Source organism: Bradyrhizobium centrolobii, from assembly GCF_001641635.1.
GTDB lineage: Bacteria > Pseudomonadota > Alphaproteobacteria > Rhizobiales > Xanthobacteraceae > Bradyrhizobium > Bradyrhizobium centrolobii.
Genome location: NZ_LUUB01000080.1, coordinates 110,841 through 132,024 on the forward strand (window position 1 = coordinate 110,841; position 21,184 = coordinate 132,024).

General features: G+C 65.7%; 21 protein-coding genes. 11 read left to right on the forward strand and 10 right to left on the reverse strand.

Annotated features, from left to right (window positions below):
- Window positions 1-27: 27 nt before the first annotated feature.
- The 4 genes from AYJ54_RS29335 (at window position 28) to arfB (ending at window position 4,243) form a co-directional block, all read left to right on the forward strand.
- Window positions 28-750, forward strand: a complete 723-nt coding sequence (locus AYJ54_RS29335) for a hypothetical protein (RefSeq protein ID WP_063704484.1) — start codon at window positions 28-30, stop codon at window positions 748-750.
- 197 nt (window positions 751-947) lie between these two features.
- Window positions 948-2,339, forward strand: coding sequence for a M16 family metallopeptidase (locus AYJ54_RS29340; RefSeq protein ID WP_063704486.1), 1,392 nt, complete (start codon window positions 948-950; stop codon window positions 2,337-2,339).
- Window positions 2,336-3,709: a M16 family metallopeptidase gene (locus AYJ54_RS29345; RefSeq protein WP_063704488.1), complete on the forward strand. Its 1,374-nt coding sequence runs from the start codon at window positions 2,336-2,338 to the stop codon at window positions 3,707-3,709. Before AYJ54_RS29340 ends, AYJ54_RS29345 begins: the two co-directional genes overlap by 4 nt.
- Window positions 3,710-3,826: 117 nt before the next feature.
- On the forward strand, window positions 3,827-4,243 hold the full coding sequence (arfB, locus tag AYJ54_RS29350) for an alternative ribosome rescue aminoacyl-tRNA hydrolase ArfB (protein ID WP_063704489.1): 417 nt from the start codon (window positions 3,827-3,829) through the stop codon (window positions 4,241-4,243).
- A gap of 59 nt (window positions 4,244-4,302) precedes the next feature.
- On the opposite strand, the gene AYJ54_RS29355 is transcribed toward arfB, so the two are convergent.
- A complete protein-coding gene (locus AYJ54_RS29355) occupies window positions 4,303-4,611 on the reverse strand; it encodes a hypothetical protein (protein ID WP_063704864.1) in 309 nt (102 codons plus the stop codon).
- A 310-nt stretch (window positions 4,612-4,921) separates the two neighbouring features.
- Here AYJ54_RS29355 and AYJ54_RS29360 point away from each other — a divergent pair, with 310 nt between their 5' ends.
- From AYJ54_RS29360 to AYJ54_RS29375, 4 genes are read left to right on the forward strand one after another with little or no spacing between them, the layout of a single operon-like run.
- On the forward strand, window positions 4,922-5,308 hold the full coding sequence (locus AYJ54_RS29360) for a c-type cytochrome (RefSeq protein WP_082905914.1): 387 nt from the start codon (window positions 4,922-4,924) through the stop codon (window positions 5,306-5,308).
- Window positions 5,309-5,704: a VOC family protein gene (locus tag AYJ54_RS29365; protein ID WP_063704491.1), complete on the forward strand. Its 396-nt coding sequence runs from the start codon at window positions 5,309-5,311 to the stop codon at window positions 5,702-5,704.
- 44 nt (window positions 5,705-5,748) lie between these two features.
- Window positions 5,749-6,297 (forward strand): hypothetical protein, encoded by a 549-nt coding sequence (locus tag AYJ54_RS29370; RefSeq protein ID WP_063704493.1) that lies wholly within the window; start codon window positions 5,749-5,751, stop codon window positions 6,295-6,297.
- A 30-nt stretch (window positions 6,298-6,327) separates the two neighbouring features.
- Complete coding sequence (locus tag AYJ54_RS29375; RefSeq protein ID WP_063704495.1) at window positions 6,328-7,896, forward strand: GMC family oxidoreductase; 1,569 nt, start codon at window positions 6,328-6,330, stop codon at window positions 7,894-7,896.
- Between the two features lie 84 nt (window positions 7,897-7,980).
- Here the strand turns inward: AYJ54_RS29375 and AYJ54_RS29380 are convergent, their stop codons facing one another.
- Window positions 7,981-8,298: a ribbon-helix-helix domain-containing protein gene (locus AYJ54_RS29380; protein WP_063704497.1), complete on the reverse strand. Its 318-nt coding sequence runs from the start codon at window positions 8,296-8,298 to the stop codon at window positions 7,981-7,983.
- Between the two features lie 253 nt (window positions 8,299-8,551).
- Between AYJ54_RS29380 and mutL the strand changes: the two genes are divergently transcribed.
- Window positions 8,552-10,363, forward strand: a complete 1,812-nt coding sequence (mutL, locus tag AYJ54_RS29385) for a DNA mismatch repair endonuclease MutL (protein ID WP_063704500.1) — start codon at window positions 8,552-8,554, stop codon at window positions 10,361-10,363.
- Between the two features lie 100 nt (window positions 10,364-10,463).
- Here the strand turns inward: mutL and rsmD are convergent, their stop codons facing one another.
- Both rsmD and AYJ54_RS29395 read right to left on the reverse strand, forming a co-directional pair.
- On the reverse strand, window positions 10,464-11,018 hold the full coding sequence (gene rsmD / locus AYJ54_RS29390) for a 16S rRNA (guanine(966)-N(2))-methyltransferase RsmD (RefSeq protein WP_063704502.1): 555 nt from the start codon (window positions 11,016-11,018) through the stop codon (window positions 10,464-10,466).
- 99 nt (window positions 11,019-11,117) lie between these two features.
- Window positions 11,118-13,079 carry a pseudouridine synthase gene (locus tag AYJ54_RS29395; RefSeq protein ID WP_063704504.1) on the reverse strand — a complete coding sequence of 654 codons (1,962 nt, stop codon included), beginning with the start codon at window positions 13,077-13,079 and terminating at the stop codon, window positions 11,118-11,120.
- Window positions 13,080-13,198: 119 nt separating this feature from the next.
- Here AYJ54_RS29395 and AYJ54_RS29400 point away from each other — a divergent pair, with 119 nt between their 5' ends.
- Complete coding sequence (locus AYJ54_RS29400) at window positions 13,199-13,657, forward strand: nucleoside deaminase (RefSeq protein ID WP_063704506.1); 459 nt, start codon at window positions 13,199-13,201, stop codon at window positions 13,655-13,657.
- A gap of 167 nt (window positions 13,658-13,824) precedes the next feature.
- On the opposite strand, the gene AYJ54_RS29405 is transcribed toward AYJ54_RS29400, so the two are convergent.
- The 6 genes from AYJ54_RS29405 to AYJ54_RS29430 all read right to left on the reverse strand — a co-directional run bounded on the left by AYJ54_RS29405 (window position 13,825) and on the right by AYJ54_RS29430 (window position 18,856).
- Window positions 13,825-14,727: an alpha/beta fold hydrolase gene (locus AYJ54_RS29405; protein ID WP_063704508.1), complete on the reverse strand. Its 903-nt coding sequence runs from the start codon at window positions 14,725-14,727 to the stop codon at window positions 13,825-13,827.
- Between the two features lie 232 nt (window positions 14,728-14,959).
- Entirely contained in the window at window positions 14,960-16,243 is a 1,284-nt protein-coding gene (gene purD, locus AYJ54_RS29410) for a phosphoribosylamine--glycine ligase (protein WP_063704510.1), read from the reverse strand.
- A gap of 228 nt (window positions 16,244-16,471) precedes the next feature.
- Window positions 16,472-16,771 carry a winged helix-turn-helix domain-containing protein gene (locus AYJ54_RS29415; RefSeq protein WP_063704511.1) on the reverse strand — a complete coding sequence of 100 codons (300 nt, stop codon included), beginning with the start codon at window positions 16,769-16,771 and terminating at the stop codon, window positions 16,472-16,474.
- Between the two features lie 2 nt (window positions 16,772-16,773).
- Window positions 16,774-17,325, reverse strand: coding sequence for a hypothetical protein (locus tag AYJ54_RS29420; protein ID WP_063704513.1), 552 nt, complete (start codon window positions 17,323-17,325; stop codon window positions 16,774-16,776).
- Window positions 17,322-17,843 (reverse strand): DUF2306 domain-containing protein, encoded by a 522-nt coding sequence (locus AYJ54_RS29425; protein WP_082905906.1) that lies wholly within the window; start codon window positions 17,841-17,843, stop codon window positions 17,322-17,324. Before AYJ54_RS29425 ends, AYJ54_RS29420 begins: the two co-directional genes overlap by 4 nt.
- A 2-nt stretch (window positions 17,844-17,845) precedes the next feature.
- On the reverse strand, window positions 17,846-18,856 hold the full coding sequence (locus tag AYJ54_RS29430) for an alpha/beta hydrolase (RefSeq protein ID WP_063704517.1): 1,011 nt from the start codon (window positions 18,854-18,856) through the stop codon (window positions 17,846-17,848).
- Window positions 18,857-18,975: 119 nt separating this feature from the next.
- On the opposite strand from AYJ54_RS29430, the gene xseA reads away from it, so the two are divergent.
- Window positions 18,976-20,616 carry an exodeoxyribonuclease VII large subunit gene (gene xseA, locus AYJ54_RS29435; protein WP_082905907.1) on the forward strand — a complete coding sequence of 547 codons (1,641 nt, stop codon included), beginning with the start codon at window positions 18,976-18,978 and terminating at the stop codon, window positions 20,614-20,616.
- The last annotated feature ends 568 nt before the right edge of the window (window positions 20,617-21,184 follow it).

Sequence of the window (21,184 nt, forward strand, 5' to 3'; positions counted from 1 at the left end):
CTGCCACAATATGGAACAGGTACAGTAATGCGCAGCTCCGAAACCAGCGGTTCGATGGTTCGAGACCCCAAGCGGGGGTTCTGGCAGGTACTGAAATTGTCCACCGTCGCACTTGGCATCGGTCTCGTCATGTCGGCAGGCGCAGCGCGAGCCGGCGATGGCGATGACGACGACGACATGACCTTCGAAGAGAAGCTCATCGACAACCTGATGTCCGGCCTCGGCGCCAAGAGCATGGAGAAGCCCGGCATCGAATACCGCGAGCGCTCGCCGCTCGTCGTTCCGCCCAAGCTCGACCTGCCGCCGCCCGCGGCGACCGAAGCCAAGGCTGCGCCGAACTGGCCGAAGGATCCCGACGAGAAGCGCCGCAAGGAAGCTATCGCCGCCCGGAAGAAGGCGAACAAGGCGAAGGAGAACTGGGAAGCCGCCCGGCCGCTCACGCCCGCCGAGATGAACGCCGCCAAAACGGCCGCGCCCGCCCGCGAGAACAACGATCCCATCCAGCCGGGCACCAACGGCAACCCCTCGCTCATGCCGGCCGAACTCGGCTACTCCGGCGGCCTTTGGGGCATGTTCAAGGGCAACAGCTCCGAAGAGAAGCAATTCACCGCCGAACCCCCGCGCCAGTCGCTGGTCGAGCCGCCGCCCGGATACCAGACGCCGTCCCCGAACTACGCTTACGGGTCCGGACCGGACAAGTCGCGGAAGACGTACTACGACATCATGTCCGGCAAGGAGAAGGAGCAATAAGGCTCCTTGCCTGTCGCGCGCTTGGTCGCGCGGAACTGCCGCAATTGTCCGGTGTAGGTTGGACGCGGCAGATGACTTATTTTTAAGTTCAACTTGACCGCGTTCTCTGCTTCGTGACCCGAAGCTCAAAGCCGCGCGGTGTAGCATGCCGCGCTTTCACGCCAGGACATCAGGTCCGGGCTTTCACAAGGATCGCGATGTCCTCTTACCGATCGGCTGTTTGCCTTATTGCCGCACTGCTTTCGACCGACGTCCTTTCGAGCGGCGCTGCCCACGCCCAGACCACGGTAACATCCGCACCGCCCGCGAGCTTCACGCTCAGCAACGGCCTTCAGGTCGTGGTGATTCCGGATCATCGCACGCCCGTGGTCACGGAGATGATCTGGTACAGGGTCGGGTCGGCCGACGAGACGCCGGGCAAGTCCGGACTCGCCCATTTCCTCGAGCACCTGATGTTCAAGGGCACGCAGAAGCATCCGGTCGGCGAATTCTCGCAGACGGTGCTCCGCGTCGGCGGTAACGAGAACGCCTCGACCTCGGTCGACTACACCAACTACTACCAGCGCGTGCCGCGCGAGCAGTTGCCGACCATGATGGAGTTCGAGGCCGACCGCATGACCGGCCTCATCCTCAAGGATGAGAACGTGCTGCCCGAACGCGACGTCGTGCTCGAAGAGTACAACATGCGCGTCGCCAACAATCCCGATGCGCGGCTGAACGAGCAGATCATGGCCGCGCTCTATCTCAATCATCCCTACGGCCGGCCCGTGATCGGCTGGCACCAGGAGATCGAGAAGCTCGATCGCGAGGACGCGCTCGCCTTCTACCGCCGCTTCTACGCGCCGAACAACGCCATCCTGGTGATCGCCGGCGACGTCGAAGTGGCCGACGTCCGCCCGCTGGTCGAGCGCAATTTCGGACCGATCCCGGCCCAGCCCGCGATCCCGGCACGCCGCATCCGACCGCAGGAGCCGGATCCGGCCGCCCCGCGCGCCGTCACGCTGTCCGACCCGCGCGTCGAGCAGCCCACCATGCGACGCTATTATCTGGTGCCCTCGGCAACGACGGCCGCGGCCGGCGAGAGCGCAGCCCTCGACGTGCTCGCGCAGTTGATGGGCAGCGGCAGCAATTCCTATCTCTACCGCGCGCTCGTCGTCGACAAGCCGCTCGCGGTCTCCGCCAGCGCCAGCTATTCGAGCGTCTCGCTCGATCCGACCCAGTTCTCGATCTCGGCCGCGCCGAAATCCGGCGTCAGCTTCACTGAGGTCGAGCAGGTGATCGACGGCGTCATCGCCGACATTGTGCAGAACCCGATCCGCGCCGAGGACCTTGAACGGGTCAAGACCCAGCTCATTGCGGAAGCGATCTACGCTCAGGACAATCAGGCGGTGCTGGCGCGCTGGTATGGCGGCGCGCTGAGCACGGGCCTGTCGATCGAGGACATCCGAAGCTGGCCGGATCGCATCCGCGCCGTTACCGCCGAGCAGGTTCGCGCCGCCGCACAGAAGTGGCTCGAGAAGAAGCGCTCGGTCACCGGCTATCTGATCAAGGACACCACTATCGCCAAGCGCGAGGAGAAGCGTTCGTGACCCATCCCTTCCTTCGCGCGCGACGCATCGCACTGTCCTTCGTCACCGGCGCTGCGCTGGCGCTCGCCGCGGTTACGCCGTCCGAGGCAGCCGCAAAGATCCAGCACCTGGTCTCGCCGGGCGGCATCGAGGCCTGGTTCGTTCAGGACGCGACGGTGCCGCTGATCGCCATGGAATACTCGTTCGCCGGCGGCTCGGCGCAGGATCCCAAGGACAAGCCCGGCGTCGCCAACCTGGTCGGCGACCTCCTCGACGAGGGCTCAGGCGATCTCGACTCCAAGACGTTCCACGAGCGCCTGGAGCGCCGCGCCATCGAGCTCAGCTTCAGCGCCACCCGCGACACCTTCCGCGGCAGCCTGCGCATGCTGCGCGACAACAAGGATGAAGCCTTCGACCTGTTGCGGATGGCATTGACCTCGCCGCATTTCGACACCGTCGATGTCGAACGCATCCGCTCGCAGGTCATCTCCGGGCTGCGCCGCGAGACCACCAACCCGACCTCGCTGGCGAGCCGCAAATTCCTGGAGATCGCCTTCGGCGATCATCCCTATGGGCGGCAGACCAACGGCACGCTGGACAGCGTGCCGACCATCACGATCACCGACTTGAAGGATTACGTCGGCCGCGTGCTTGCCAAGGACACGCTGAAGGTCGCGGTCGTCGGTGACGTCGATCCCGCGACCCTCGGCAAGCTGCTCGACCACACCTTCGGCAGCCTGCCGGCCAAGGCCAACCTCACGCCGGTCCCCGACATCGCAGCCGCCAGGCCGCCGCAGCGCGCCTTCGTGCCGCTCGATGTGCCGCAGACCGTGATTACTTTCGGCGGCCCCGGCGTGAAGCGCAACGACCCGAACTTCATGGCGGCCTATGTCGTCAATCACATCCTGGGCGGCGGCGGGTTGTCCTCCCGGCTCTATCGCGAGGTCCGCGAGAAGCGGGGTCTGGCCTATTCGGTGTTCGAATCGCTGCTGTGGATGGAGCATTCGGCGCTGTTCATCGGCAATACCGGCACCCGCGCCGACCGCGCCGGCGAAACCATCGACGCCATCGAGAAAGAGGTGCGCCGCATCGCCGAGGAGGGCCCGACGCAGAAGGAGCTCGACGAGGCCAAGTCCTATCTCAAGGGCTCCCAGATGCTGGCGCTCGACACCTCCTCCAAGCTGGCGCAGGCGCTGCTGCAATATCAGCAGGACAAGCTGCCGATCGACTATATCGAGAAGCGGAACGCGATCGTCGATGCGGTGACGCTGGACGACGCCAAGGCAGCCGCCAAGCGCCTGTGGGGCCAGGGACTCCTGACCGTCGTCGTCGGCCGCGCCCCGCAGGCCGCCGCGCAGCCCGCAGCAGCACCGGCGACGAAGTCGAACTGACTTCCATAAGTCTCCTGAGAAATGGCCGGGCTCGTCCCGGCCATTTGCGTATCCGGTATGCGCCATTGCCGAACGTAGACGTCCGCGATATGTCCGGGCATCACGAATGGTGCCACCATGTTGCGGATATCCCGCGATCTTGCCATTGACGAGGACGACATTGAGGTCAGCTTCGTCCGCGCCTCCGGGCCGGGCGGGCAAAACGTCAACAAGGTCGCGACCTCGGCGCAACTGCGCTTCGACACCCGCAGGCTGACCCTGCCGGAGGACGCCAGCCTGCGCCTCGCGCGCATCGCCGGCCAGCGCATGACCAAGGACGGCGTCATCGTCATCCATGCGCAGCGCTTCCGCACCCAGGAGCGCAACCGGCAGGATGCCATCGACCGCCTCGTCGAGATGCTGAGCGAAGCGATGGTCCGGCCGACGCCGCGCCGTGCCACCCGGCCGACATTCGCCTCCAAGCAGCGCCGGCTGGACGGCAAGAAGCGTCGCAGCGACATCAAGGCGAAGCGTGGCGGCCGCTTCGACGATTGAGTGACAAAAAAACCTCCAGCCGCAGAGCGACCGGAGGTTTGCCGTTTCGTGTCTCGGCCTCAGTAGCGCTTGCCGCTCGCGGGACTGCCCGAAGCGGGATCGTTGACCGTCCCCCTGGGCGCTGCGCTGCCCGTGGTGCCGGCCGAGCCCTTCGTCCCTTTGGACGGCTTCATGCCCATCTTCTCACCCGCAGCACCCTGCTGCGCGCCGCCATCCTCATCCTCGCTGCCTACCGCGCCTCCCTGCATGGGTTTGCTTTGCACGGTGCCGCGTGTATTGGCGCCGGGTGACGCACCTTGTGCGAGAACGGGCGTCGCAATGAGGGCCGAGAGAGCGCATGCGATCACAGAGGTCTTCACCAACTTCATCCATTTCTCCTGGATTTTTTCGCGATGAACGGTTCGGCTGTTCCCGACGCCGCTCGCCTGCACCGGACCGTTTCATCGCGTAGAGGGCTCGAACGGCGCCCTCGTCATGCAATCCGCGTCGTGTGGTCATCGTTTAGGGATTTCTGGGCGGTTTCGCGGAATTGTGCTCCTCATATGCGGCAGTGCGGAACACAAGCGAACCGCGGGCACCTCCGCTTGCGACGAAACAGCCCGCTACTACCACCGCTCATTTGACGCCGCCTAGAGTTTGCGCAGGTCAGCGTTGATGTGGATGAGCGGGCTCTTGGCGATGCGGGCAGTCGTGCTGGAATTGTGTACCGCAGTGGTGCTGGCGGTGCGGGTGGCCGACGCGCAAATGCCGTTGCCGGCCGCCAAGCCGCCGGATGGCGCGACGCTGTTCAAGCAGCAATGCGCGGTGTGCCACACGACGGATCTGTCGGCGCCGATGCGGCAGGGCCCGCCGCTGGTCAGGATCGTGGGACGGCCGGCCGGCAGGGTCGACGGGTTTCGCTACTCAGAGGGCCTCGCCAAAGCTGACTTCGCCTGGGACGAGGCCAGGCTCGATGCCTGGCTGACAAATCCGCAAGCGGTCATTCCCGGCGTGGTCATGGCCTACCGGCAGGCGAAGCCGGAGACGCGCGCCGCCATCATAGCCTTTCTCAAGGAGCAGAACTGAATGGCAAAGCCGGTCCATTCCATGATCCGCGTGCTCGACGAGGCGCGATCGCTCGACTTCTACAGGCGCGCCTTCGGTCTCGAAGTCGCAGACCATCTGAAGTTCGCAGATTTTGCCCTGATCTATCTGCGTCACCCCTCCTCACCTTTCGAGGTGGAGCTGACCGTCAATTTCGATCGCAAGGAACCGTACGCGCTCGGCGACGGGTACGGACATCTCGCCGTGGTGGTCGAGGATCTCGAGGCCGAGCATGCGCGCTTCGAGCGCGAGAAGCTCGCACCGGGACCGCTGCGCGACTTCAAGCACGACGGCAAGACGCTGGCGCGCTTCTTCTTCGTCAGTGATCCCGATGGCTACAAGATCGAGGTGATCCAGCGGGGCGGACGTTTCAACTGATCAAAACATAAAATTCCAAAACATAAAATTCACGGAGGAACACCATGAGAGAAGTCGACCGTCGAAGCAAGCACAGCCGCCGCGTCTTTCTCAAGGGTGCGGCGACCGCCGTGCCGGTCGTGGCCGCAGCGACCAGCGTCGGCGTCAGTATCGAGAGCGCCTGGGCCGATGATGCGAGTGCGCTCTCGCCTGCGACGATGAAGACGCTGCTGAAGGTCGCGCGCGACATCTATCCGCACGATGCTCTCGGCGACAGCTACTACATCACGGCGATCAAGCCGTGGGACGGCAAGGCCGCCAAGGATCCCGCCATCAAGGCTCTCATCAGCGACGGCATCGCCAGGCTCGATCAGAATGCACGGGACCGCCACAAGGCGCCCTATGCCGAAGTGCCCTGGGAAGCCGATCGCGTGGTGCTCTTGAAGGAAATCGAGCAGAGCGACTTCTTCCAGAAGGTGCGCGGCGACCTCGTCGTGTCGCTCTACAACCAGAAAGAGGTCTGGCCGCGGTTCGGTTACGAGGGCTCCTCCGCCGAGCACGGCGGCTACATCAACCGCGGCTTCGCCGACATCGACTGGCTGCCGAAGGCTTAAGTCGCACCCCAACGGTTCAGGAGAACGCATATGGCAAAATTCGATCTGAACGACAGCGGCGTTGTGGTGATCGTCGGCTCCGGTGCCGGTGGCGGCACGCTGGGCAACGAACTCGCACAGAAGGGCGTCAAGGTCGTCATTCTCGAGGCCGGTCCGCGCATCGAGAACCAGGACTTCGTCAACGACGAGTGGGACAGCTTTGCCCAGCTCGCCTGGTCGGATGCGCGCACCACGTCGGGGACATGGCGCGTCGCCAGGGACTTCCCGAATCTTCCCGCCTGGATCGTCAAGGCGGTCGGCGGCTCCACGGTGCATTGGGCCGGCGCATCGCTGCGCTTCGACGAGCACGAGTTCAAGGTGAAGAGCACCTACGGCAACATTCCAGGCGCCAACCTTCTGGACTGGCCGGTCACGCTCGCCGAGATGGAGCCGTGGTACGCCAAGGCCGAGAACAAGATGGGCGTGACCCGCACCAACGGCATTCCCGGACTTCCCGGCAACAACAACTTCAAGGTCCTCGAGGCCGGCGCGAAGAAGCTCGGCTACAAGACCGTGCACACCGGCAACATGGCGATCAATAGCCAGCCGCGCGACGGACGCGGCTCCTGCCAGCAGATCGGCTTCTGCTTCCAGGGCTGCAAATCCGGCGCGAAATGGTCAACGCTCTACACCGAGATCCCGAAGGGCGAGGCAACCGGCAATCTCGAGGTCCGGCCCAACAGCATGGTGATCAAGATCGAGCACGATGCGAGCGGCAAGGTGACCGGCGTGGTCTATGCCGACGAAAGCGGCGCAACGCAGCGCCAGAAGGCGCGCATTGTTGCGGTCGCCGGCAATTCGATCGAGAGTCCACGGCTGCTGTTAAACAGCGCTTCCACCATGTTCCCCGACGGCCTCGCCAATTCAAGCGGCCAGGTTAGCCGCAACTACATGCGCCACATGACGGGCAGCGTCTACGCGGTGTTCGAGAAGTCAGTGCACATGTATCGCGGCACGACCATGGCCGGCATCATCCGCGACGAGGCGGCCAACAATCCGAAGCGCGGTTTCGTCGGCGGCTACGAGATGGAGACGCTGTCGATCGGCCTGCCCTTCATGGCGGCGTTCCTCAATCCCGGCGCCTGGGGACGCCCGTTCACCAGCGCTCTCGACGGCTATCCGCGGATGGCCGGCATGTGGCTGGTCGGCGAGGACATGCCGCAGGAGACCAACCGCATCACGCTCGATCCGACTGTGAAGGACAAGTTCGGACTGCCGGTCGCGAGCGTGCATTTCGACGACCATCCCAACGACGTCGCGATGCGCGCTCACGCCTACAAGCAGGGTGCTGCCGTCTACGACGCGGTCGGCGCCACCGTGACCTATCCGACGCCGCCCTATCCGAGCACCCACAATCTCGGCACCAACCGGATGAGCGAGAAGCCGCGCGATGGCGTGGTCAACAAGTTCGGGCAGACCCACGACATCAAGAACCTGTTCGTCTCGGACGGCAGCCAGTTCACCAGCGGCGCAGCGTGCAACCCGACGCTGACCATCGTCGCGCTCGCCATCCGGCAGGCTGATTACATCGCTGGGGCGATGCAGAAGAAGGAGATCTGAGGCCTGACATGGCAAAGCGGCTCTGTCCTATCGGACAGAGCCGCTTTTACTTTAGATGAAGCGCGAGCCTGATGATGGATCAGGCTATTCGGCCGCATCGAGAATGGCCGTAACCGCGCTCTTGAATTCCTGCACCGGCGCCATGTTCCTGGAGCGATAGATCAGGCAGGAGCAGCGCAGCAGCGAGGCGAAGTTGTTGACCTCGCCATGATGGTCGAGGACCTCGTTGTAGAGCGTCGTCAGGAACTTGCCGAGGCTCATGCTCTCCCTGGCCGCGATCTCCTCCAGCGTGTCCCAGAACGCTATTTCCAGACGGATGGAGGTGCAGTGCCCGTCGATCCTGAGCGATCGGGTCTGGGACTCGTAGTCGCGTTGGGGCTGATGCGCGAAGAGATGGCACATGGCGTCCTCCCGTTCCTGTTGCCATTTTTTCACGATGCTACACCCCCGCCCCACGCCTCACAATCAGGACGGTAGCAGGAGATCAGCCCATCTCCGGCGCGCGATTTGTTCGAACGTCCAATGTCTTCAATGTGATAGAGGGCCCTCTTCCCCAGCCCGCCACGATGTTGTTGCTCAACACATGCTTTTGACGCAACACGGCTTAAGATAACGCTGTCAGCGAATCCAAGTCCCAAGTTCAAGACCGAGCCCCATGCCCGTCCGCCAGCTTCCAGAGCAAGTCGTCAACCGCATCGCCGCCGGCGAGGTGGTCGAGCGCCCGGCGAGCGTGGTCAAGGAGCTCGTCGAGAATGCGATCGATGCCGGTGCGAGCCGGATCGACGTATTCACCGATGGCGGCGGTCGGCGGCGGATCGGCATCACCGACGACGGCGGCGGCATGACCGCGAAGGATCTGTCGCTTGCGGTCGAACGCCACGCCACCTCCAAGCTCGATGACGAGGACCTCCTGCAAATCCGCACACTCGGATTCCGCGGCGAGGCGCTGCCGTCGATCGGCTCGGTCGCGCGACTCTCGATCACGACGCGGCACGCGGGCGAGCCGCACGCCTGGGCGCTGTCGGTCGAGGGCGGCGAGAAGTCCGAGATCATGCCGGCGGCGCTGGCGCACGGCACCCGGGTCGAGGTCAACGACCTCTTCTACGCGACGCCGGCGCGGCTGAAGTTTCTGAAGACCGACCGCACCGAGGCCGAAGCCATCCGCGAGGTGGTACGGCGGCTGGCGATGGCGCGGCCCGACATCGCCTTCACGCTGGCCGGCGAGGAGCGCGCGCCGGTGACCTGGGCCGCGGCGCTGCCCGGCGCCGCCGGCCGGCTGACGCGGCTCGGCGACATCCTGGGCGCGGAATTTCGCAGCCACGCCATCGAGGTTCACGCCGGGCGCGAGGGCGTCGTGGTCGCCGGCTATGCCGCGGCGCCTGCGCTGACGCGGGCCAACGCGCTCGGGCAGTATCTGTTCGTCAACGGCCGGCCGGTGCGCGACAAGCTGATCCTGGGCGCGGTGCGCGCGGCCTATTCCGACTATCTGCCGCGCGACCGCCATCCCGTGGTGGCGCTGTTCGTCACGCTCGACCCGCGCGAGGTGGACGCCAACGTGCATCCGGCCAAGACCGAGGTACGGTTCCGCAACGCGGGGCTCGTACGCGCACTGATCGTGCACGGATTGAAGGAGGGGCTCGCACGCGAGGGCCGGCGCACCGCGGCCAACAACGGCGGCAGCGCGCTGTCCTCGTTCCGGCCTGCTTTCACGCCGCGCCCCGCCAGCTGGGACTGGCGGCAGTCGCCGGCCGCCCCGACGGCGCCGCTGCCGTCGTTCGACGGCGCCGCCGCGCCTGTCTTCGCGGAGCGCGTGCAGGCCGCCTTTGATGTCGGTGCGCCGAGCGCGGATGTACGGATCGAGACGCAGCCGATGGGCGATCTCGTCGATCGCCCACTCGGGGCCGCGCGCACACAAATCCACGAGAACTACATCGTCTCGCAGACCCGCGATGGCCTCATCATCGTCGACCAGCATGCCGCGCACGAACGCATCGTCTATGAGCGGTTGAAGGCTTCGCTGGCAGCGAACGGCGTGCAGCGGCAGATCCTCTTGATCCCCGAGATCGTCGAGATGGACGAGGCCACTGTCGAGCGCCTGCTCGCGCGCGGCGACGAGCTTGCGTCCTTTGGGCTTGCTATCGAATCTTTCGGCCCCGGCGCGGTCGCGGTGCGCGAGACGCCGTCGCTGCTCGGCAAGTCCGACGCGGGCGGCCTCTTGCGCGACCTTGCCGAACACATGGCCGAGTGGGACGAGGCGCTACCGCTGGAGCGCCGGCTGATGCACGTCGCCGCCACCATGGCCTGCCACGGCTCGGTGCGCGCCGGTCGCCGACTCAAGCCGGAGGAGATGAACGCGCTGCTGCGCGAGATGGAGGAGACGCCGAACTCCGGCCAGTGCAATCACGGCCGCCCGACCTATGTCGAGCTGAAGCTCGCAGACGTCGAGAAGCTATTCGGGCGAAGGTGACGCTCTTGTAGGGTGGGTTAGCGAAGCGTAACCCACCTCTTTCGCTTCCGCTGAGACAGACAGTGGTGGGTTACGCCTTCGGCTAACCCACCCTACGAAGCTACGTGCTCTTCAAAAACACGAACTCCGTGTCATCATAGGCCCGCCGCTCCAATTCCTCGTAGCCTTCCGGCGCGACGAACTGCGCGGCTTTCGCCTCCTCGACCACGAGCAGCGCACCCGGCGTGAGCCAACCGCCATCGCGCAAGCTCGCGAGCGCCTGCTCGGCAAAACCCTTGCCATAGGGCGGATCGAGGAACACGAGCGAGAACGGCTCGACCGGATGCGCAGGGCCAAGATCGGTCGCATCGCGGCGATACACCTTGGTCACGCCACCGAGGCCGAGCGCCTCGACATTGTTGCGCAAGAGCGCGCGCGCCTCGGCACCGTTGTCGACGAACAGCGTGAATTTCGCGCCGCGCGAGACCGCCTCGATGCCGAGCGCCCCCGTGCCGGCGAAGAGATCGAGCACCCGCGCATCCTGGATCGGATCGTCATAGGCGTGCACCAGGATATTGAACACGGACTCGCGCAGGCGATCCGCGGTCGGGCGGATGTCGCGCGAGGACGGTGAGGCGAGATTGCGCCCCTTCAATCGACCGCCGACGACACGCATTACATTGCCCACTCTGTCGCCACACGGGCGGTGCGCTCCCCTCCCCCTTGCGGGGAGGGAGGGAATGAGAGGGTGCCGAGCGAACGAGCGCACTTCACCTCACTCCTCCCGCGGCTTCAGGTCGCGCTTGCCGTGATAGCCGCGCTTGGGACGGCGCGGCGGACCGTAGCCGCTGGCCTCCCACTCGTTGCGCTCGCGTGCCTCCTCGCTGCCGGTGCGCTGAACCAGCACGCGGCGGCCCTTGCGGTCGTTGATCACCGCCCTTTTGCTCACCGGCTTCTTCTCGCGCGGTGCATCGTCGTCGCGCGACGAGGACTTTTGCGGCACGTCGAACTGCGCGCCCGACTTCTCGATCACCTTGTCGCCGAGCTGTTCGCGCAGCACGCGCGACTTGATCTCGTCGACCTGACCTTCGGGGATCTCGCCGAGCTGGAACGGGCCGTAGGATACGCGGATCAGCCGGTTCACCTCGAGCCCGAGATGGGCGCAGACGTTGCGCACCTCGCGGTTCTTGCCTTCGCGGATCGCGAACACCAGCCAGACATTGGCGCCCTGGTCGCGCTCCAGCGTCGCCTCGATCGGGCCGTACTTGACGCCCTCGACCTCGATGCCGTTCTTCAGCTCATCGAGCTGTGCCTGCGTGACGTCGCCATGGGCGCGGACGCGATAGCGGCGCAGCCAGCCGGTGTCCGGCAGCTCTAGCGTGCGCGCGAGCCCGCCATCATTGGTGAGCAAGAGCAGCCCTTCGGTGTTGAAGTCGAGCCGGCCGACCGAGATCAGCCGCGGCAGGCCTTCGGGCAGATTGTCGAAGACGGTCGGACGCCCCTCTGGATCGTCATGCGTCGTCATCAGCCCGCGTGGCTTGTGGTAAAGGAACAGCCGCGTGCGCTCGCGCGGCGGCAACGGCTTGCCGTCGACGGCGACGACGTCGCTCTGCGTCACGTCGAGCGCCGGGGAGTTGATCACACGGCCGTTGACGGTGACACGGCCCTGCGTGACCATTTCCTCGGCATCGCGGCGCGAGGCGAGGCCTGCGCGTGCCAGCACCTTGGCGATGCGCTCGCCGGCCTTCTTCGGCTTCGGTGCTTCATCGCGACGGGGGCGGCCCTCGAAATCACGATCACGCTCCCGATAGGCGCCGCGGCCGCCAAAGGCCGGGCGCCTGGTGAAGATCTGGCTGTCGTCCTCATTGTCACGACGCGGACGGTCGCGGAAGCGGCCTTCGCTGCGCGGATGCTCGTGCCAGTCGGAACGATCCTCGCGCGAACGGTCGGAACGTGGGCGGCCGAATTTGGGGCGGTCCTCGCCAAAGCGTTCCTCGCGCGAGCGCGAGAAGTGCGGGCGATCCTCACCTCCCTCGTCACGCCGCCGCGAAAAGCGCGGACGGTCCTCGCCGTGCCCGCCCTCGCGGCGGTCGTCGCGCTGACGCCAGGGCTTTTCCTCGCCGCGGTCGCGGCCACCAAAGTCCTTGCCGAAGCTCTTGCGGGGACGATCGTCCCGGTCGCGCGGGCGGTCGCCGAAGCTGCGCTTGCGATCTCGGAAGTCGCCCTTGCGATCTTCTCGGAAGTCGCGCTTGCGATCTCCAAAGGCGCCCTTGGGCTCTCTACCCTCGAAGTCGCGATCGCGGCCAAAATCCTTGCGCGGCCGGTCCGAGCCGCCGCGCGAAAACTTCCGGTCCTCGAAGCGGCGCTCGGAGCGCTCGCCGCGCGGCGCGCGCTCGTCAGAGGCGAATTTCGGACCGTCTCCGCGCGGCTTGAACGGGCGGTCGCCACGCGGCTTGAAGCTGCGCTCGCCGCGATCCTCGCGGCCGCGGTCGTCGCGCTTGAAGCGCGGCCGGTCGCCGAAGTCGCGGCGCGGGGCGTCGCCTTCCTCGCGGCGGCGGAACGGACGGCTGTCGCGGTCGCCGCGGGACGGGCGCTCGTCGCGATCGCCCTTGCCGGCAAAGCCGCGCTTGGCGAACTTCTTCTCCGGCCCGCGGGGCTTGCCGGTGCGGCCCTTGGCCGGGCCTCGATCACGCCGGCCGCGCGGGGAATCGTTGTGTTTGTCGCTGTCGCGGGGCATGAAGCGTCTCACTCAGGGATGGTCAAAGGGGCATTGTGCGCGCTCATTCCAAGCCGCATGCTCAGGCAAAACCGGTATCCACTCTTGCTGAAGGCGGAGCTACTAGCAGGTTTCTGGCGATGATACGAGGCATGAAAGCCCCTTCTTTCATGGATTTGGCGCTCAAGACGGCCGAAAATGCCGGAAAATCGGGCGAAGTTCCGATCGGGTGCGTGGTCGTCCGCAATTACGAGGTCATTGCCACCGCCGCCAACCAGACGCTGACCGATCACGACCCCACGGCCCATGCCGAGATCATTGCGCTGCGCGAGGCCGCAAAAAAGATCGGCAGCGAACGCCTGGTGGACTGCGACCTCTACGTGACGCTGGAGCCCTGCACCATGTGTGCGGGGGCGATCTCCTTTGCAAGGGTCAGGAGGCTGTATTACGGCGCCGCCGACCCCAAGGGCGGCGCGGTCGAGTCCGGCGTGCGGTTCTTTGCGTCACCGACCTGCCACCATGTCCCGGACGTGTACTCCGGGGTCGGCGAGAGCGAGGCGGCGCGGCTGCTCAGGGAGTTCTTTCGGGAGCGACGCTAGGGGCCACGCACTCCTTGGTCATGCCCCGCGAAGGCGGGGCATCCAGTACGCCGCGGCCTATCGATTCAATCACAACCGTCTCGGAGTACTGGATCGCCCGATCAGTCGGGCGATGACAGTCGAGTGTGTGGCCCACAGCTCCCTCAACGCCGCAATGACGATGTGGCTCAAGCCGAGAAAAACGCGCGCAGCGCCTTCGCGGTTGCCTCCGGGTTCTCCTCCGTGAGGAAATGTCCCGAATCCACCGGCATGCCTTCGACATTGGTGGCCCATTGCTTCCAGGTATCGAGCGGCGTGGCGGCGGCTTGCGCGATGCCGGCATTGCCCCAGAGCGCGAGCATCGGGACCGTGATCTTCTTGCCGGCCTCGAAATCGGTCTTGTCGAGGTCGTAGTCGAAATAGGCGCCGGCGCGATAGTCCTCGCACATCGCGTGCACGCGGGCGGGATCGCGGAACGGCGCGATGTAGTGCTCGAGCGCTCGCTTGTCGATGGCATCCAGCGTCTTCGACTTGGTCTGGCTCGCCATCTTGAAGCGCAGGAAGAATTCGCCGTTGTTCGCGATCAGCGTCTCTGGCAGCGGATAGGGCTGTGCGAGGAAGGTCCAGTGATAGATCTTCAGCGCATACTGCCGGTTCATCCGCTCCCAGTAATTATAGGTCGGCAGGATATCGAGCACGGCGAGCCGCGACAGCCGGCCGGGATGATCGAGCGCAAGACGGTAGGAGACGCGGCCGCCGCGGTCGTGGCCGGCGAGCGCAAAGTGCACGTGGCCGAGTTGCTCCATCGCCTCCACCATGGCCTTCGCCATCGCGCGCTTGCTGTAGGGGATATGCAGCGCATCGCTCTCGGGCATGTCGGACCAGCCATAGCCCGGCAGGTCGGCGATGATCAGCGTGAAGGCATCCGCAAGCTCGGGCGCCACGCGGTGCCACATCACATGCGTCTCCGAGAAGCCGTGCAGCAGGAGCAGCGGCGGCCCCTTGCCGCCGACGCGCGCGAAGACGCGGCCAAAGGACGTGTTGATCCATTCGGAGGCGAAGCCGGGGTAGAGGTCGGCGAGATCGGACATGGCTTCGTTCCTTCCAATTGTCATTCCGAGCGCCCCTAAGAAGAGGCTACGGCGCCCCCGACCAAAATGTCGAAAACAACCCCATGCAAAGTAGCACGATGGTCTCCGGCGAGGGATGCTAACCCCAATGCCTGATTGCGCATTTTTGGAATGTCGGTATGGCCGAGCAGTGGCATCCGAAAATCTCGATTCCGGATCGGCGCGCTTGGCGCGCCGTCGGGAAAAACGGCTGTCAGCCCTTGGCCTTCTCCGCCTCCACCGCCTGCCAGCCGATGTCGCGGCGGCAGAAGCCTTCCGGCCAGTTGATGCGGTCGACGGCCTGATAGGCACGGCTCTGCGCTTCCGCCACGGTCTTGCCGAGTGCGCAGACATTGAGCACGCGGCCGCCATTGGCGAGGATCGCACCGTCCTTGGCGACCGTGCCGGCGTGGAAGATCTCGACAGTGTCGACCTTCGCGGCCTCGTCGAGCCCCTCGATGCGCGTGCCCTTCTGATAGTCGCCGGGATAGCCCTTCGCGGCCATCACCACGGTGAGCGCGGATTCCGGATACCAGCGCAGATCGAAATGCTTCAACTCCCCGTCGCAGGAGGCGAGGAACGCCGGCACGATGTCCGACATCATGCGCAGCATCAGCACCTGACACTCCGGATCGCCGAAGCGGACATTGAACTCGAACAGCTTCGGGCCCTGCGTCGTCAGCATGATCCCGGCATAGAGCACGCCGCGGAACGGCGTGCCGCGCTGCTTCATGCCGGCCACCGTCGGCAGGATGATCCTGGCCATGATCGCGTCATGGATCGCCGGCGTCACCAGCGGCGTCGGCGAATAGGCGCCCATGCCGCCGGTGTTCGGGCCGACGTCGTGGTCGAATACACGCTTGTGGTCCTGGGCGGAGGCCAGCGGAATCGCGGTCTCGCCGTCACAGAGCGCGAAGAAGCTGATCTCGCGGCCCGGCAGGAATTCCTCGATCACGACCTCGGCGCCGGCTTCGCCAAAGGCGCCCTGGAACATCATGGCGATGGCGTCCTCCGCCTCGCGCACGGTCTTGGCGACGACGACGCCCTTGCCGGCGGCAAGGCCGTCGGCCTTGACCACGATCGGCGCTCCCAGACTTTGGACGTAGGCGAGCGCATCCTTGGCATTCGTGAAGCGCTTGTAGGCGCCGGTCGGAATGCCGAATTCGGTGCACAGCGCTTTTGTAAAACCCTTGGAGCTTTCGAGTTGCGCGGCCGCCCTGCTCGGGCCGAACGCCTTGATGCCGGCGGCGGTGAGATCGTCGACGATGCCGGCCGCAAGCGGCGTCTCCGGGCCGACCACCACGAGCTCGACTGCGTTCTTCTTGCAGAAGTCGATCACGGCGGCATGGTTTGCGACATCCAGCGCCACGCATTCGGCCTCGCGCGCGATGCCGGCATTGCCGGGCGCGCACCAGAATTTGGTCACCAGGGGAGAGGCGGCGATTTTCCATGCCAGGGCATGTTCGCGGCCACCGGAACCGAGCAGGAGGATGTGCATCGAAGGCTCAGAATTAAGGGTTTGCTGGACGCGTCGGTCGCACGAATCGAGGCAGCCCTCAAGGGGGTGTTCTCCCCTCTCCCGTCATTCCGGGGGCGCGCCCTCTTGGGCGCGAACCCGGAATCCATCAGGCCGCGGCGTTGGTGGTGCGATGGATTCCGGGCTCGCGACTTCGTCGCGCCCCGGAATGACGGCGGAGACGGGGGACGCCCCGGGATGACGACGGGGCTAGACCTGCTTCCCCGCGATGATCTCCTGCAGCGTCGCGACATGCCGTGCGAACGCGCCGCGGCCGGCTGCGGTGGCGGTGACGGTCGTCTGCGGCTTCTTGCCGACGAAGGCCTTCTCCACGGAGACGTAGCCGGCCTTGGCCAATGTCTCGATGTGAGCCCCGAGATTGCCGTCGGTCGCGCCGGTCAGCTTCTTCAGCCGCGCGAATTCCAGGCCGACCTGCTGCGGCAGCGCGTTCAGCGCCGCCATGATCTTCAGCCGCAGCGGCTGGTGGATGATGTCGTCGAGCTCGGCCACGTCTAGCTCCGGCGCATCCAGAGGCCGCCGACGATCAGCCCGCCGCCATTGACGGCCGCCATCCATAACAGCAGGGGAAGCCCCGGGATGTAGAAATATCCGATCAGCGTCAGCGCGATGATGGTCGCGCCGATCACGAGGAAAGCGTAGCCGAACCAGACACCCGCCATCATGTAGAACAGCATGATGTAGATCGGCCAGAATGCCGTTTGCTGGCGCGGCGTGAAATGGCCGAAATAGCAGCAGAAGATGCCGAAGGCGCCGATCAGCGCAAACGTCAGAAAATAGCGGCCATCGAACACGCGAACGCGGCTCTTCGAACGGTGATAGGCGCTGAGAGCAACCAGACCTACGGCCGACACCGCGTACGCTGCGAACCAGAAATAGAGTCCGTAGCGGGGCCAGAACCAGCCCGCGAGGTCGGCGACACACGCCAGCACGCCCCACATCAGCAGGACGAGACTGGAGACCTGGTAGATCTGCGACTGCCGCACACGGCGGACGGTATCCTCGATGTCGGCCAGCGCGTCCGTGGCCTGCTTGCTGTCGATCACGATGGCGCTCCGCTCTGCCCGGCCAGGGCGGTGGACACGATTGGTGCCTCCGATGAAGGCCGATACTTCCGGATCAGGATATACGCGATCATCATCGTCACAAGCGACGCGGCGAGCGCGATCAATGCGACCTGCTCCCGCGTCGTCACAGGGAGCAACCGTGCCGCGATGTTCGTGATTCCCGCCGACACCGGCGACGCATAGGACCAGGCGATGAAGTTATAGTGAGTCCTTCGCCAGTTCGACGGCCTCGGCGTGCGCAGGAGCGGGACGATCGCCAGCACGATCAGGGTGAAGTTGACGATCGCGGCGACATGGAACGCGTTGAAGTGGCCGGTGAACCGATAGACCAGCAAGGTCGCGGCGTCCGAGACCAGCATGGCGTAGACGTAGAAATAGCCGCGCGCGCGATGGCCTGCGCCGCGCTTGGGGCGCAGAAACTGGATGAAGCCGGCGGCGAGGCACAGCAGCGCCAGCACAGCATGAATTGCGCCTGCGGGTGTCAAATGCGCAATCATGATCAGCTCCCCGCTGCGCCGCGCGTCGCCACGTCCTCGGCAATCGCGGAGACCGCCTTCGGGCTCGTGACCATGCCCATGTGGTTGACGCCATCGATTACCTTGACGTCGACCGATGGCTTCACCGCCTGCACCGTTTCGGCATATTTATCCGAGATCATCATCTCGTCCTCGGCACCGCCGAAGATCGTCACCGGATGCGTCACGAGCGGCAGGTCGAGACGATAGCCGCGCGTCGCAAAGTTGCGCATCAGGCGATCGGAATAGGTCGGCACCAGGATCCGCTCGGAATTCGGCGGCACTGCGAAGGCGAGCACCGGGAGTTGCGCGCAGCAGTCGATGCCGAGCTTGCGCAGCGCGGCGAGGCCGAGATAGCGCGGGATGTCGGCATTGGCCCAGCCGCCGGAATGCGGCCTGTTGGTCGGCGCGTCGTAGCCGAGATAGGGCGCGATCAGCACGGTGCGGACGAACAGATCCTGCATGATCGGGGTGGCCGCGACGCGCAGCGCGAAACCGGCGCCGGCGGAATGGCCGATCAGGGTCAGAGGCAGATCGGGCGCGCTCTTGCGGACATGAGCGACGAAGTCGATGAGATCGTCCTCGAGCTGGCCGACATAGCCGATGTCGCCGCGCGTGCCCGAGGCGCCGTGGCCGCGGATATCGAGCGCCCAGGTCTCGACGCTGCGCGCGGCCAGCGCCGCCGTCAGCGCGTGATTGACCGTGCCGGAGGAGCCGGAAGACCCATGGATGAAGATGGCGCCGGCGCCGGTGGTGGCGCCGCTCGCTGCGTAGTGGCGATAGCCGAGCCAGGTGCCGTCGCGCGCCTGAAAGCGTTCCAGCGCCGGCAGGGTCGACATGTCGACACCCTTGCGGGAGTCCGAGACCGAGCGCAGTTCCACGGGCCGCTCCAGCGGCGTCGCGATCAGCGCCGTGAACAGCAGCGCCGCTGCGCCGACCGCGCACAGACCCCATTTCAACAGGTTCAGGACACCTCGCAGCAACCGCATCGCCATCGCCCCAGCTCGTTGAATTCGCCACCAATAGAGAACTCTATAATACAGAGTACTCTTTAAATCAATCCCGGGATTGGCGCCGCGCGGCGAAAATCCTTAACGTCGAGTCCGACCCAAAAATGCCGAATCGTTTGTCGATGCCGCCTGCGGAACAACTGCTCAACGCGCCCGAATTCACCGTCTCCGAGCTCTCGCTGTCCCTGAAACGGACGGTCGAGGACGCCTATGGCCATGTCCGGGTCCGCGGCGAGATCTCCGGCTTCCGCGGCGCCCATTCCTCCGGACACTGCTATTTCGCGCTCAAGGACGAGAGCGCCAAGATCGAGGCGGTGATCTGGAAGGGCGTGCACGCGCGGATGCGGTTCAAGCCGCAGGAAGGGCTCGAGGTCATCGCCACCGGCAAGCTCACCACCTATCCGGGCTCCTCGAAGTACCAGATCGTGATCGAGGCGCTGGAGCCGGCCGGCATCGGCGCGCTGATGGCGCTGATGGAGGAACGCAAGAAGAAGCTCGCCGCCGAGGGCCTGTTCGACGAGGCGCGAAAACAGCTCCTGCCCTGGCTGCCCGAGGTGATCGGCGTCGTGACCTCACCGACCGGCGCCGTCATCCGCGACATCCTGCACCGGCTCGAGGACCGCTTTCCCCGCCGCGTGCTGGTCTGGCCGGTTCGCGTGCAGGGCGAAGGCTCGGCCGAGCAGATCGCGGCCGCGATCCGCGGCTTCAACGCGCTGCCCGAGGGCGGCAAGATCCCGCGGCCCGACGTACTGATCGTCGCGCGCGGCGGCGGCTCGCTGGAAGATCTCTGGTCGTTCAACGAGGAGATCGTGGTGCGCGCCGCGGCCGAGAGCCTGATCCCGCTGATCTCGGCGGTCGGGCACGAGACCGACATCACCCTGATCGATTTCGCCGCCGACAAGCGCGCGCCGACGCCAACGGCGGCGGCCGAGATGGCGGTGCCGGTGCGCAGCGATCTGTTCGTCGAGGTCGCCGACCTCGCACGGCGTACCCGCGCCTATTGGCAACGCAGCCAGGAAAGCCGCCGCAACGAGCTGCGCGCCGCGGCGCGCGCGCTGCCGGCCGCGGGCGATCTGCTCGCGATCCCGCGCCAGCGTCTCGACTCCGCGGGCGCGGCATTGCCGCGCGGGCTCAAGGCGAGCACGCATGCGCATTTCCGCCGCTTCGCCGCGACCAGCGCGCGGCTGACGCTGCGGGTGCTGCACGGCCAGATCGCGCAGGCTGACCATCGGCTCACCGTCTGCGGCGAGCGGCTCGGCCTGTCCGCGCGATCGCTGCTCCGGCAGCGGCGCGACCGTTTTGCCGGGCTCGAGGTGCGGCTGCGCGCCTCGCGCCTCTCCAACGCACAGGCGCAGCGCAACGCGATCGCCCGCCAGCGCGAGCGCACGCATCGGCTCGCCGAACGCGCCGGCCGCGCGCTGGTAACGCTGCTGCAGCGGTTAGATGTCCGCGTCGAGAACAGCGGCAAGCTGCTCTCCGCCCTGTCCTATCGCAGCGTGCTCGCCCGCGGCTTTGCGCTGGTGCGCGACGAAGCGGGCCATCCCCTGCACTCCGCCGACGCGGTCGGGCCGAATGCACGGCTCGAGATCGAGTTCGGGGATGGGCGCGTGGGCGCGACAGCGGATGCCGATCGCCCCGCGCCGACCGCAGAGCGTCCGCCATCGCAGCCAAAGCCTGCGTCCCGCGAGGCCAAGCCGGCGCCCAAGCGCGTCGGCAAGCCGGTGGATCAGGGCAGCTTGTTCTAGAGGTAAAGTGACGCTCTCTGTCATTCCCCGCGACCCGGCTATGCCAAGGCTTCGCCGGGTTTGCGGTCGTGGCCGCCGAAGCTTCAGCGTAGGCGGCAAGCGGGGAATCCAGTGCGCCGCAGTTTCTCAATGAACTACGGACGTCTCGGAATACTAGGCGTGTACTCATAAACGCTTTGCGTCTGCTTTGAGGCGCAAACCGGAAAACATTTGCTCGGTCTGAAGCTTACGGCTTTTGATCCTGGCTGTGCGAAAAACGTTTCCGGCTTGACCCGCGGGAATGGTGCATTTCCGCTTGTCAACACATTTAGGTTGCGCTTTAATTGTGAACCCACAATACCAACACGACCAGCATCCAAGGTTGCAACGTTTATTTCAGAGTTGAGTCTCGTGGTTGGGAGACTGCCATGCAGATATTGGGGGTGCTCGCGCTAATCGTCATTATCGGTGCGGCTACACTCGCGGTAAATGATGCGGCGTCCCAGCCGCCGCCTCCGCCGAGGGGCGCGTGCGTCCTGGTCCGGCAGACCATTCTTCCGGATTATTGTGCCAACTCCTGCGCGCCTGC

Coding starts and splice junctions, on each gene's coding strand:
- AYJ54_RS29335 (WP_063704484.1), top strand. CDS start 28: ATGCGCAGCTCCGAAACCAGCGGTTCGATGGTTCGAGACCCCAAGCGG.
- AYJ54_RS29340 (WP_063704486.1), top strand. CDS start 948: ATGTCCTCTTACCGATCGGCTGTTTGCCTTATTGCCGCACTGCTTTCG.
- arfB (WP_063704489.1), top strand. CDS start 3,827: ATGTTGCGGATATCCCGCGATCTTGCCATTGACGAGGACGACATTGAG.
- AYJ54_RS29355 (WP_063704864.1), bottom strand. CDS start 4,611: ATGAAGTTGGTGAAGACCTCTGTGATCGCATGCGCTCTCTCGGCCCTC.
- AYJ54_RS29360 (WP_082905914.1), top strand. CDS start 4,922: ATGCGGGCAGTCGTGCTGGAATTGTGTACCGCAGTGGTGCTGGCGGTG.
- AYJ54_RS29365 (WP_063704491.1), top strand. CDS start 5,309: ATGGCAAAGCCGGTCCATTCCATGATCCGCGTGCTCGACGAGGCGCGA.
- AYJ54_RS29370 (WP_063704493.1), top strand. CDS start 5,749: ATGAGAGAAGTCGACCGTCGAAGCAAGCACAGCCGCCGCGTCTTTCTC.
- AYJ54_RS29375 (WP_063704495.1), top strand. CDS start 6,328: ATGGCAAAATTCGATCTGAACGACAGCGGCGTTGTGGTGATCGTCGGC.
- AYJ54_RS29380 (WP_063704497.1), bottom strand. CDS start 8,298: ATGTGCCATCTCTTCGCGCATCAGCCCCAACGCGACTACGAGTCCCAG.
- mutL (WP_063704500.1), top strand. CDS start 8,552: ATGCCCGTCCGCCAGCTTCCAGAGCAAGTCGTCAACCGCATCGCCGCC.
- rsmD (WP_063704502.1), bottom strand. CDS start 11,018: ATGCGTGTCGTCGGCGGTCGATTGAAGGGGCGCAATCTCGCCTCACCG.
- AYJ54_RS29395 (WP_063704504.1), bottom strand. CDS start 13,079: ATGCCCCGCGACAGCGACAAACACAACGATTCCCCGCGCGGCCGGCGT.
- AYJ54_RS29400 (WP_063704506.1), top strand. CDS start 13,199: ATGATACGAGGCATGAAAGCCCCTTCTTTCATGGATTTGGCGCTCAAG.
- AYJ54_RS29405 (WP_063704508.1), bottom strand. CDS start 14,727: ATGTCCGATCTCGCCGACCTCTACCCCGGCTTCGCCTCCGAATGGATC.
- purD (WP_063704510.1), bottom strand. CDS start 16,243: ATGCACATCCTCCTGCTCGGTTCCGGTGGCCGCGAACATGCCCTGGCA.
- AYJ54_RS29425 (WP_082905906.1), bottom strand. CDS start 17,843: ATGATTGCGCATTTGACACCCGCAGGCGCAATTCATGCTGTGCTGGCG.
- AYJ54_RS29430 (WP_063704517.1), bottom strand. CDS start 18,856: ATGGCGATGCGGTTGCTGCGAGGTGTCCTGAACCTGTTGAAATGGGGT.
- xseA (WP_082905907.1), top strand. CDS start 18,976: ATGCCGAATCGTTTGTCGATGCCGCCTGCGGAACAACTGCTCAACGCG.